Source organism: Chitinophaga niabensis (genome assembly GCF_900129465.1).
Lineage (GTDB): Bacteria > Bacteroidota > Bacteroidia > Chitinophagales > Chitinophagaceae > Chitinophaga > Chitinophaga niabensis.
In genome coordinates this window covers 3,625,239-3,638,134 of record NZ_FSRA01000001.1, presented here as the reverse complement: position 1 = coordinate 3,638,134, position 12,896 = coordinate 3,625,239, and the positions used below count along the sequence as shown (strand labels likewise).

Annotated in this window: 8 protein-coding genes; 5 read left to right on the top strand and 3 right to left on the bottom strand. The window is 45.0% G+C overall.

Going from position 1 to position 12,896, the window contains the following annotated elements; translation table 11 throughout:
• Positions 1-10 precede the first annotated feature (10 nt).
• Genes BUR42_RS14405 through BUR42_RS14395 form a run of 3 tightly spaced genes read left to right on the top strand, consistent with a single transcriptional unit; the run spans position 11 to position 6,565 of the window.
• Complete coding sequence (locus BUR42_RS14405; protein ID WP_084185570.1) at positions 11-4,429, top strand: DUF6443 domain-containing protein; 4,419 nt, start codon at positions 11-13, stop codon at positions 4,427-4,429.
• Positions 4,430-4,438: 9 nt separating this feature from the next.
• Positions 4,439-4,849 carry a hypothetical protein gene (locus BUR42_RS14400; RefSeq protein WP_074239898.1) on the top strand — a complete coding sequence of 137 codons (411 nt, stop codon included), beginning with the start codon at positions 4,439-4,441 and terminating at the stop codon, positions 4,847-4,849.
• Positions 4,850-4,903: 54 nt separating this feature from the next.
• Entirely contained in the window at positions 4,904-6,565 is a 1,662-nt protein-coding gene (locus BUR42_RS14395) for a hypothetical protein (protein ID WP_074239897.1), read from the top strand.
• 44 nt (positions 6,566-6,609) lie between these two features.
• Here BUR42_RS14395 and BUR42_RS14390 read toward each other — a convergent pair whose 3' ends face one another.
• From BUR42_RS14390 to BUR42_RS14380, 3 genes are read right to left on the bottom strand one after another with little or no spacing between them, the layout of a single operon-like run.
• The gene (locus BUR42_RS14390; protein ID WP_159442274.1) at positions 6,610-8,532 is read right to left on the bottom strand and encodes a heparinase II/III domain-containing protein; all 1,923 of its coding nucleotides are present in this window, start codon (positions 8,530-8,532) and stop codon (positions 6,610-6,612) included.
• A 56-nt stretch (positions 8,533-8,588) separates the two neighbouring features.
• Entirely contained in the window at positions 8,589-9,278 is a 690-nt protein-coding gene (locus tag BUR42_RS14385) for a LytR/AlgR family response regulator transcription factor (protein ID WP_074239895.1), read from the bottom strand.
• Positions 9,247-10,281: a sensor histidine kinase gene (locus BUR42_RS14380; protein ID WP_074239894.1), complete on the bottom strand. Its 1,035-nt coding sequence runs from the start codon at positions 10,279-10,281 to the stop codon at positions 9,247-9,249. Before BUR42_RS14380 ends, BUR42_RS14385 begins: the two co-directional genes overlap by 32 nt.
• Before the next feature lie 465 nt (positions 10,282-10,746).
• Here BUR42_RS14380 and hisG point away from each other — a divergent pair, with 465 nt between their 5' ends.
• Both hisG and hisD read left to right on the top strand, forming a co-directional pair.
• Entirely contained in the window at positions 10,747-11,604 is an 858-nt protein-coding gene (gene hisG, locus BUR42_RS14375) for an ATP phosphoribosyltransferase (RefSeq protein WP_200798259.1), read from the top strand.
• 11 nt (positions 11,605-11,615) lie between these two features.
• Positions 11,616-12,896 carry a histidinol dehydrogenase gene (gene hisD, locus BUR42_RS14370; protein WP_074239892.1) on the top strand — a complete coding sequence of 427 codons (1,281 nt, stop codon included), beginning with the start codon at positions 11,616-11,618 and terminating at the stop codon, positions 12,894-12,896.

Sequence of the window (12,896 nt, the reverse complement as noted above, 5' to 3'; positions counted from 1 at the left end):
TCCGGATAAAATGAAAATCACTTTTTTTTATATTTCACTGCTGCTATGTTTACCTGGTTTGATCAATGTTGTACTGGCACAAACGCCAGAACCTATACCTACTCCATACAGTCCGGCTATTAAAATAAATTATATCCGTACATGGACCGCTGGCATACCTTCAAATAATCCAGCTGATATCATAAATGTCAATAAAACCACAAAGGAGGTAAAACAGCAAACGCAGTACCTGGACGGATTGGGCCAGCCACTACAGAATATAGATAAAGGAATGGCAGGAAATGGGAATGATCTTGTAGCGCCTTTTGTATATGACAAATTTGGCATGGAGAAATTTAGTTACCTGCCATACCCGGCTGCTACCTCTGATGGTAAGTTTAAGCTGGACCCCTTTGTACAGCAGGCTGGTTTTATGAGTACCAATTATAGCAGTGAGCTTTTTTATTATAATCAGACAAATATTGAGCTTTCTCCACTGGGAAGAGTTGAAAAAGAAATGCGGCCTGGGAGCAGCTGGTCAGGTAGTAATAGGGGGAAAACTTACCAGTATTTGTTTAATACATTTGCTGATAACGTAAGGATTTGGATCTTTAATGAAAATAGTGGTAATATACCATATAGTGCAGAAGCATATGCTCCGGGCGCAATCTATAAGCGGATAATTACTGATGAGAATGGTTCGCAGACTGTTGAATTTAAAGACAAGGAGGGAAGGATACTCTTAACGAAAAAAGAGCTAACCGGGAACCAGGATGGCTATGTCGGGTGGCTAAGCACATATTATATTTATGATGAGTATAAACGCTTGAGATTCGTATTACCTCCAAAAGCCGTTGATGAGATCAAAAATACCTGGTCTTTATCTGATTACCCTGAGGTATTTGATGGACTGTGTTATCGCTATGATTATGATGAGAAAGGTAGGCAGACGGCTAAATATATCCCCGGCTCTGCTGTGCAGGAAATGGTATACGATTCCAGAGACAGGCTTGTGTTTACCAGGGATGGTTATCTTACAGGCTTACAAAAATGGCATGTTGTTTTTTATGACGATTTGAACAGGCCTGTTATGACAGCATTGTATAGCAGCAATGCAGACAGGATAACATTGCAGAATAGCTTAAATACTTCTTCTTCCTCACAGATTATTACACATAATATCCCGGGGATAGATAACCTTATTGTCAACCAGCATACACAGACGGTTTATAAAGCTAACAGCAGTATAACTTTTGAAACAGGTTTTGAGGTGCCGGATGGTGAAATGGAAACCTTTATTGAACCTGGGTATAATCTTCGCACAGAAAGCATCATTGCCAATAATCCCTTGCCAGGTATAGATCCTATACTGCTTGAACCGCTTACCTATACATACTATGATGACTATAATTATGAGGGAAAGCAAACTCCTGTAATGACCGATTTTAATAATCTGGTTGCCGGAAATAACGTGTCTCCCGAGACAACTTCTGCTGTGAGCAAGCGAACCAAAGGCCTGATTACCGGTACTAAGGTCAAGGTCCTGGGAACTAATCAATGGTTGATTTCTTCTACGTATTATGATGAAAAGGCTCGGGTAATACAGGTGATCTCTGATAATACATCTCAGGGTAAGGATGTGAAAAGCATATTATACAACTTTGAAGGACAGACGCTGAGTGTTTATCAACAGCACCATAATCTAAATAATACTATAGAGCCAATAACAGGGGTATTAACAAGCATGGAGTATGATAATGCCGGGCGAATTACAGATGTTAAGAAGGGATTAATGTTGAACGGCGCTTTGGTAAGTAAAAAGATAGCAAAACAGGAGTATGATGCACTGGGACAGTTGAAGAAGAAGATCTTAAGTCCTGATCTTGGCCCGGATGGAATTGAGTCACTTACTTATGATTACAATATACTTGGCTGGACTTTGGGGATGAACAGAAAGTATTTGAAGGATGAAGAGACCAATTATTTTGGATATGACCTTGGATATGATAATACTGTAACAGGCATCTCGGGTGCCGTCTATGCATCCCCTAATTACAATGGGAATATCAGCGGAATGATCTGGCGTGGTTCTAACGATAATGTCAAAAGGAAGTATGATTTTTCCTATGACAAAAATGACCGTTTGCTTAAAGCCGATTTTGATAAGTATGAATCATCCTGGAATCATACTGTTGAGGATTATAGCATGCGGGTCGGAGATGGAATAGACCCTGTAACTGGTTATGATGGGAATGGAAATTTATTGGGCATGTTGCAAATGGGATTAAAGGGAACTACTTCATCCGCAATTGACAATTTCCATTATGCTTACGAAGCCAACAGCAATAAACTGCGTTTTTTGAGAGATGCGGCGAATGACATATCCAGCACTTTGGGCGATTTTAAAGAACCGGCCGCCAATAATGCCTCTAACCTGAATAATCCGGATACAGACTTTGACTATAGTTATAGCGAGAATGGAAACTTGGAACTGGATAAAAATAAAGGGATTGAACAAATAACATACAATCACCTTAATCTTCCCGAAAGTATACAGATCACTGGAAAAGGAACGATTGTATATCAGTATGACGCATTGGGAGAGAAGCGGAGGAAGACAGTGACGGATATTACCACCGCCACTCCCAAAGTTACCGTAACGGATTATATGTCCGGATTTATTTATGAAAATAATGAGTTAAGCCTATTGCTGCATGAAGAGGGTAGGATCAGGCCTGTTCGCAGTTTAAATGTCCCGGTAACATATGAATATGATTATTTTGTAAAGGACCATCTGGGCAATGTCAGGGTTGTACTATCGGAGCAAACTGATTTTTCTATGTATCTTGCTACTATGGAGCAAAATCGGGCTCCGGTTGAAAATTTATTGTTTGCTAATATAGATGGCACACGAGTAACAAAACCAGCAGGATATCCGCAGAAAGAAGGGGAGCAGAAAAATGAATTTGTAGCCAAGCTGAATGCCAACAATCCGGATAAGAAGATTGGGCCATCAGTGATCTTAAAAGTGATGACTGGAGATACCATTGCGATCAGCGCCACAGCATTTTACAAATCTGTGGGAGGTGCAAAACAGAAAAAGCTGATTGCTGTTGCAGATATGGTTGCCTCTCTGGTAAAGGCTTTTGGGAATTCTGTGCCCGGCGCTGTTTCGAAAGTGGTTGATCAGACAGGAAATAATACTCTCTTTAATGAAAGTTTTTATAATAACGATTATGAACGATTAAGGGAAAGAGAGCCGCAGAATAATCTTTTGCCGGGCCGGCCAAGAGCTTATTTGAATTACGTATTGTTTGACGAAAAATTGAAGTTGGTAGATGAGAATAGTGGTGTAAAGCAGGTTAAAGAACAGCCGGATGAATTGCAGATGCTGCAGCAAGGGAAAATGGTCATAAAAAGGAGTGGATTTCTGTATGTTTATACAAGTAATGAAACACCACAGGACATTTTCTTTGATGATGTAGCAGTTATGCATATCCCAAGCCGGTTATTAGAGGAAACTCATTATTATCCATTTGGGCTCACCATGAGTGGGATTAGCTCAAAGGCAATAGGGAAGCTGGAAAACAAACGGGGATATAATGGGAATGAGCTGCAGAATAAGGAGTTCAATGATGGTAGTGGGTTAGAGTTGTATGATTTTAATGCCCGCACTTACGACCAGCAGATCGGAAGGTTTATTCAAATCGACCCATTGTCTGACAAAGGAGGTCAGGAAAGTTATACACCCTATCATTATGCAGTAAACAATCCGATAAAGAACAATGATCCGGAAGGAAAATTCTGGAGTAATATAATAGGAGCGATTGTAGGAGCTGCAGTTGAATATGGATCGCAGGTTACATCTAACCTTATAAAAGGCCAATCATTGAAGCAGTCACTAACCCAGGTTGACCTGGCTGCAATAGGGATTTCTACAGTTGCAGGTTTTGCGTCATCGGGGGTATCTGCTTTTGTTCCTAAAGGTGTTGCTGGTAAAGTTGTGAAAGAAGTTGTATCAACAGCAATAGATGCGGGAGAATCCGCATTGCAGCAATATAATGAAACTGGTAGTGTTTCGTTAAAGCAAACCGTAGCGGATGTAACAGTAGGCAGAATCACAGGCGAACTAACAACTAATGTGAAGATACATAGTAATGGTTCTGTCGCAACCACAGAGCGCAAGTTGGACAGGGCCCAACGTGTTGCTAACGGAGACCCAACCAGTAGCGGTAGAGTTGCTGCTGTTGAGAAACTGAATAGCCAGCTATCTGTGCAGAAAGCTACCAACCAGGGGGCGCAGCAGGCAGTATCGGGAGCAGTTTCAAATACAACGCTCGGTGTAGCATCAGGAATGACGAAAGTTCCGGTATCTGTTACCTCAACAAACAGACCAGCCAGCGATAATACCTCAATTCGCCGGCCAGATATTATATATAAAATAAGATAATGGTTAGTTATGATGAAGTTTATTTTTTTTGCAGGGATTGTTTTTTTTATCGGATCAATTATTTTAACAATCAGCAATCACGATGAATATAGGGTAGGTGAGCATGGGCATGTGGTTACTATGCGGATTGAAAATTTGCCTGCATCCTGCATAGGATCAAAAGTGACTTACTTTGTTACATTCAGTTATAAAGGTAAATTATATGATAAAAGAACAAGGGGCAACTTTTGTAATGAGCATCATATAGGAGAGCTTATGGAAGTGAGAATGCTGGAAGGCTCTGATCGAATCTTATGGCCAAATGAGTCAGGAATTAAAGGGCTGATATCAGGAGTAGGTTTGGGGCTTTTTGGATTGGGGATTGCTATAGCTGCTCAGGTGAAAATGCGGAGATTTAAGAAGAAGTATAAGATTAAATAAATTAAAAGGATAGTACAGGATGCCCCTATCCCCAAAATCCCGTATGTTGTATGCATGAGGCTCTTATTAACCATGCTATTATTCGTTCCTATAATAGGAACAGCCCAGACCTTAGCCGCCACAGACGGATTAGGCCGCGTACTGCCCCAGCAAAAAGAAGCAGGCGCTCCAAAGGCTGATAAACATGTTGCCCTCTTTTACTTCCTCTGGCAGGGAGATTCCCCCACCTCCGAAAAATACTGGGACCTTACCGAAATGTGGAACCGGGATTCTTCCGTATTCAATGATTTCAATTCTCCCGGCTGGGGTGGTGGTGCCGGAGTGGCAGGTAAATACTATTTCTGGGGCCAGCCCATTTATGGGTATTACCAGGGCGGAGATTATTGGGTGCATTTAAAAAACGTACAATTATTAACGGATGCGGGCGTAGATATCTTAATCCTCGATGCCACCAACCGCCTCACCTATCTGAAACAAACAGATGCATTAATGCGTGCCCTGGAAGCAGTCCGCAAACAGGGAAGAAAAACGCCTAAGGTGGTTTTCTATACGAATACAAAATCCGGGGAAACCATGCAGGAGCTGTATGACAGTTGTTATAAAGCAGGCGCGCCCTACCGCTACCCGGAAAATTGGTTTTATCTCGATGGAAAACCCCTGATCATTGGCATTTCCAAAGAAGCTGGAAATTCCTTTTTTACCATACGCGAATCCCAATGGCCTACGGAAGCATTTAAAGAGAATGCCTGGCCCTGGATAGAATTCCAGCGCCCGCAGCATGTATACCGTAATCATAAAGGGGAAAGAGAGATCGTGAATGTTTCCACCGCACAACATCCTGCTGTGCCTATGGGGCATTCAGCTTTTTATAAACGGCATGGCAACTGGGGCAGGAGTTACCGGAATGGTGCAGAAGGTACTGCAGCAGATCTGCCTTACGGCTACAACATACAGGAGCAGTGGGATTATGCATTGAAGCAGGACGTACCATTCATATTTATAACAGGGTGGAATGAATGGATTGCTGGGAAATGGAGATACAAGAAAAGTAAAGACACCGCGGTCTTTGTAGATCAGGCCAGCCCGGAGTATAGCAGAGATATAGAACCTTCGCTGACTGCTGGTTTGGAAGATCATTACTACATGCAGATGGTGAGCAATATCAGGCGGTATAAAGGTATGGAGGCAATACCTTTGCTTAGAGAGAAGACGATCAAAGGTTGGGGAGATTGGGGCCAGGTATCACCTGAATTTAAAGATTATACCGGCGATGTATTGCACAGGAAATTTCCTGGCGCACAATCTGAACCAAAAGTGATGTATGAGAACACAACCGGCCGGAACGATCTTGAGTTGATGAAAGTGGCAAGAGATAAACAATGGATTTATTTTTATGCGAGGACCGTTGCACCCATCACGCCCAATACCGGTAAAAACTGGATGACGTTATGGTTGGATACAGATCGTAACGGTAAATATGATTACCGTGTTGTGGGAGGGGATCAATTACAACATAATGGGAAGTATATAGCAAAGGTGAAATATCAACTGAAAGGGAATGAATTAATGATCAGCATACCAGCTAAATTCATTACAACAAAGAGCTTTGAATTTAAATGGTCTGATAATATGCAGGAAGAAAACCCGCTGGACTGGTACGTGAATGGAGATGCCGCTCCCGGGGGAAGGTTTAATTTTGTGGTCACAAATGAATAAAAGCTTCCGCCTTGGTTTTGGTACAGCAAATACTGCATCGTCAATCAACCCTTCTTTATCTCTATCTTAGCACTTCCCTTAACCGAAGTATTCTTCCCCTTCAGCAGGATCCTCTCCAACCCACCTGGCCAGATATTCTCCAGCCGCGGATCATTGTTATCAATATGCGTGATCTCCGCATCGAACTGCTTCGCATCGTACTGCATGATCAGTACAAAATTCTCTCCCGTTAACTTCAACCGGCCAGGCGCAGTTTCCACCACTTTACAGAACGTAAGGAAATTCAACTGCTGCGTTGCTACAAATTCATTCAGTACATAATCATCCGTGATCACAAATGCGCCCCCTCTGTTTAACTGATAACCTCTCTTCCATGTTTTCACTTTAGCGGCAGCAGGATATGCTGTAGCAATATCAGCCGTAAAAGAAACCTGTTTAGCGGTAGAAGAGAACGCAGCAGAAGCCGCTTTAAACTCCGCACCATTCTGTTGCTGCACACCATTGATGATCGGCAGGTTATGGAAAGCAGATTGCATCGTCCATATCTTATAACGGTCGGGGCTGAAAGTCTGCCGCACATAAGTACCAACCCCTGCATCCACCAGGCAGGGTAAGCCGTTGTAATAGAGAATGAAAGTCCCTACATCATTATGATTATGTGATTCTGCATTATGCCCGCCTTTGCCGGCAAAATAAAAACCCTGCTTTGAGCCCGGATATTCCCGCGCAATCGCAATTTGATTGTCAGGGTACCAATAAGAACCAATGAGCGGTTCTTTGGCCGGATAAGCCAGGACCTCATTCATGGTGGTAAGGTCTGTGATCACAGCTTCTATGGTGCCAGCTCCAGGCATTTTGCCTTTTTGCGCATAGAAAGCGCCAAAGCCGCTCATGGTGGAATCTTTGATCGCTCTGCCATACCTGTATACCATTCCTGCATTGATACCGCCTTTCGCACTCGCATCCGCAAAGTTCACGAAGTAGGGGCTGTTGATGTACATATTGCAGATGTAGTTGCCCATGTTTTTAATGAGCGGATGAGCGAATACATCCAGCTTACCATGGGTGGCATGGTGTAATAATTCCAGGCATTCAAAATATTTACCGCCGGCATGGCTCCAGTAGGAGGGGCCTTCATCACAGCCTCCATCCGGTTTGTAAGAGTTCGTGAACTTATCGATGGATTGCAGGGCTTTGTACACGTTCTTCACCTTCACTGCCTGATCATCTTCCATGAGCAGCATACATTGCAGCATGTTGTAATTGATCCAGGGATTCCAGTTATTCTGCGGGCGTTCATTAAAACCCATCCACCAGAAATCATTGCGGGTATAATAAGGGACCAGCACATTTTTACGCACTTCGTATTTGATCCTGTCGGCGATCAGCGGATTCACTTTATCCAGGGGGGCTTTGAGGAAATAATGCACCCAGGCCAGCAAAGCCGCAGCATCGGCGGAACCCAGGTCTATCACAGGTTTGGTGATGTCCGGAAGTAGTTCAAACCCTTTGGTAACAGGCAGGTGTGCAGAGAGCACCCAGGAACTTTGTTCACAGATGGCCCAGCTGCCGTTAATGATCTGATCCATGAACCTGCCTTTCCCTTCTGCCAGTTCTGCCAGCACAAGGTTCTGCAACGCACTCTTACGGGCAGAGTTAGGGTTCTGCATGGTATTGCGGTTACCTGTACGGGTAAACTCCATGATGTCTGTAGCTTTTACAACGTCCCATTTGAAAGGCAGGGATGCTTCCCCTTGTTTAATGAGGGATTCACGGATACCGGAAGGAAGGGCGTCCCAGAATGAGCGTTGTGTATAAGCCGGAAGTGTAACCCAATCCTGGTTTTTGGTAAGCATGGTGCCCAGCTGCGCTTCGCTGTAGCGGCTGGTGAGCAGGTCTTTATGATCCTGTGCGGAAACGTTGGCGGGCAGGAATACGGATACCAATAATAAGAAGATACTTTTCACAATGTGGAATTTTGATTGTGAAAATACTCTCATTTCTGTTGGCATCAAAGCGGGCCTTATCTTTCTTTTAGCTTATTCAGGTTAATCTTGAAGGTTTGACCAACGGGCAGGCTTTCATCCAGGATCACCACATGGCGTGGTCCCCATTCGTCCACTTTGTCCGCGGCAATGATGTAGGATTTATGGATGCGCACAAAATTGCAAACAGGCAGCAGCTTTTCCATTTCTGCTGTGGTAGCGTTTACAATGAGGCATTTATTCTCTAGGTATACTTTCACGTAGTTGCCCATACTTTGCACGTAGTAGATATCGCCGGGATCTACAGACGTTTGGGTACTGCCGGTTTTCAGCAGCAGGGGTTCTTCCGGCGGATTAACAGCCGGCGCTTCCTGTTGCAGGATCTTATTCACCGCTTTCAGGAAACGGGGGAAGCTGATGGGTTTCAGGATATAGTCCACTACATCGTATTCATAACTTTCCAGTGCAAACTCGCTGTAGGCGCTGCAAAGTATGATCTTAGGATGATTGTTGTTCAGCGTTTTCAGAAGGTCCAGCCCGCTTAATTCCGGCATATTGATATCCAGGAACACCACATCCACTTTCTCGCGATGCAGGAAATTGGCGGTTTCCATGGCATTGTAGCAATGCCCTACTATCTGTAAGGCCTGCACTTTTTCAATATGCGCTTCCAGCACATAATGTGCCCCGGGTTCGTCATCTACGATCAGGCAGCGGAGTACTTGCATGGCGTTCTAAAGTTAAAAGCAGTTCTGTGTAATAAATATTGTTCTCTTCATGCGTGACCAGGGTATGCCGTTTCGCATAGGCGAGGGCCAGCCGCTGTTTCACATTGTTCAATCCTACGCCCGTCGAAGATACGGATTGTTTATTTTCCGGAACGGTGTTGCGGATCTTGAGCAGCAAAGTTTCTCCTTTGATCTCCAGTTCCACTTTGATGTAGGAGGCCTGGATGCTGGAAGGGGCATATTTGAATGCGTTCTCTACAAAAGTGATCAGGATCAGCGGGGTGATCAGCAGGTCTTTTTCACTGCCTTTCTTTTTAAAGCTTACCTGGCATCTTTGTCTTACCCTCGCTCTTTCCAGGTGTACATAATTCCGCACGAACTGCAATTCATCTTCCAGGGGCACCAGTTGCTTGCGGGAGCTTTGTAACTGGTAGCGCAGCAACTCGGAAATGCTGAGGATCAGTTCCGGTGTTTTATTAGGATAGCGGAGACTTACGCCGTACAGGTTGTTGAGGGTATTGAAAAAGAAATGCGGGTTCAGCTGGCTTTGCAGGTACTGGATCTCCTTATCCCGCATCAGCAGCGAGTTCCTTAATTCCAGGGTATGCCAGGTAGCCTGCCGGTAAAGGAACCACAGCCCGATGCCGATCAGCAGGCAGGCCAGGGAAAATACCAGGTCGCTCACCCAGATCATGTCCATATCCGTTCGGAAGATATTCACCCTTAAAGTATAGGAACCCCAGGTGGTAAAGGCCAGCCAGCCCACCAATAGCCCTAAATACTGCCAGTACAGCCGTTTCATGATCAGCATATTCAGCATGTATTTATTGTGGACCGCACACATCACATAAATGAAAATAACAGATACCCCGTTGTTCAGATACAACCGCACATTATTGATGGGCTCATACTGCATGTTCACCAGCACCATCACGGTCAGGAGAACGATCAGGAAGAGCGTATTCACCACCCAGCTGTTGTTCAATATATTCTTCTGCGCCATACAAACGGCAATTTAGTACGATAAGGCCCAAAATTCGGTGATTTTCTGATATACGGCGTTCGTCACCCGCAACGGGCATTTGATCAATCTTTTTTTGGTGATAACTTATCATGATGCAGCTTTGCGTCAGATTAAACTGTTTTCCGCCATTTTAACCTGGTTCAGTGTTTGTTTTCACCATTAATTCCTGACTGCCTGTGCCTTAAAGGGCCAGGCAGTTAGATTTTATCTAACAAAATGCCATTTTAACGGTAAATTATCTATAAAAGGGAAACATGATTTGATTATTCAGATTACTTCCTATTTTTGCACCAGATTTTTAAAACATGATCAACAACGTACACATACATCATCACCATACTTACCAGACCGGTAGGCAGGGAATGCTGTAATGTACACACAGATATTCACCATCAAAGGCTTACCGCATCCCGGTAAGCCTTTTTTTGTTTCAATCAGAAAATTATGAAACTGCGTATTGCCATTCAGAAATCAGGTCGCCTGCACGAAGATTCTATCAAACTGCTGAAAGAATGCGGGATAGACATCAATAACGGCGTGAACAAACTCAAAACGGAAGCCACTAACTTTCCGCTGGAAGTATTCTTCCTGCGGGACGATGATATTCCGCAATACGTGGAAGACGGCGTAGCGGACATCGGTATCGTGGGAGAGAACGTAGTGCTCGAAAAAAGCCGCCCGCCTATCCGTACCGTAGAGAAACTGGGCTTTGGCAAATGCCGTTTAGCCATGGCAGTGCCCAGGTCCATGGAGTACAATTCTATCAAAGACCTGGATGGCCAGCGCATTGCTACCAGCTATCCCGGCATCCTGGGAGACTTCCTGGCAAAAATGGGCATTACAGCAGAGATCCACGAGATCAGCGGTTCCGTTGAAATAGCACCTGGCATTGGTTTGGCAGATGCTATCTGCGACCTCGTGAGCAGCGGCTCCACCCTGTTCATGAATGGCCTCAAAGAAGTGGAAACAGTGTTAAGGTCGGAAGCCATCCTGGTGGCAAATGATAAACTCACTGCTGAACAGCAGCAACTGCTGGCCAAACTGATCTTCCGCATCCAGGCAGTGAAGAAAGCCAAGAACAACAAATACATCCTGCTCAACGCACCAAATGATAAACTCTCTGAGATCATTGGCCTGCTGCCGGGTATGAAAAGCCCAACCGTACTGCCTTTGGCAGAAGCCGGCTGGAGCTCTGTGCATTCCGTACTGAACGAAAACGAATTCTGGGATATCATTGAAAGCCTGAAAGAAGCCGGGGCACAAGGCATCCTGGTAGTACCGATCGAGAAAATGGTTATTTAAAGAATAGTATTATGCAAGTCATCCGCTATCCGGAAAAGAATACATGGAACGCACTGCTGCAACGCCCGGTATTTGATACGCGTGAGCTGGAAGCCACCGTGTCTGCCATCCTCGCTGATGTAAAGGTCACCGGTGATGCTGCTTTGCGTAAGTATACACAGCAGTTCGATAAGGTAACGCTGACTGACATCCGCGTAACCACAGCTGAATTTGAAGCAGCAGATGCCATCCTGGATGAACCATTGAAAAATGCTATCCGGCAGGCGGCGCTCAACATCGAAGCTTTTCACCGCGCACAGGTGGAATCTGTTACCCTCATAGAAACCATGCCGGGTGTACAATGCTGGCGTAAACCGGTAGGCATTGAAAAGGTGGGGTTATACATTCCGGGCGGCACAGCCCCTTTGTTCTCTACCATCCTGATGCTGGCCATTCCGGCACGGCTGGCCGGCTGTAATGAAATAGTGCTTTGCACACCTCCCGGCAAAGATGGCCTCGTGCATCCCGCCGTATTATGGGCTGCACATTTCACGGGTATCACGCAGGTGTTCAAAACCGGCGGGGTACAGGCAATCGGCGCAATGGCCTATGGTACGGAAAGCGTGCCGAAAGTCTATAAGATCTTCGGGCCAGGCAATCAGTATGTAACCTGCGCCAAACAATTGGTGAACAGTGCAGGCACTGCCATCGATATGCCCGCAGGGCCTTCTGAAGTAGCGGTATTTGCGGATGATGCATGTGTGCCTGCATTTGTAGCGGCAGACCTCTTGTCCCAGGCTGAACATGGTGCGGATAGCCAGGTATTGCTGGTGACCACATCCGAAAAAGTGATCGTGGAAGTGGAAAAAGAAGTAGCAGCGCAACTGGCTTTGCTGCCTCGTAAAGAGCTGGCAGCCCAGGCACTGGACAATAGCAAACTGATCCTTGTAAAAGACAGGGATGAAGCCATGGACATGCTTAACGATTATGCACCCGAGCACCTGATCATGGCTTGTGAAAATGATGAAGCCTTAGCCACCCGCGTCATCAATGCAGGTTCTGTATTCCTGGGGAATTATTCCCCGGAAAGTGCAGGGGATTATGCTTCCGGTACCAATCACACCTTACCTACCAATGGGTATGCCACTGCATACAGCGGAGTGAGTGTAGATAGTTTTGTGAAGAAGATCACTTTTCAGCGCCTTACCCGCGAAGGCCTGCTGGCATTGGCACCTTCCATTGAAGCCATGGCTGCTGCGGAAGGACTGGACGCACATAAGAACGCGGTAAGTATTCGTATAAAATCTAATTAA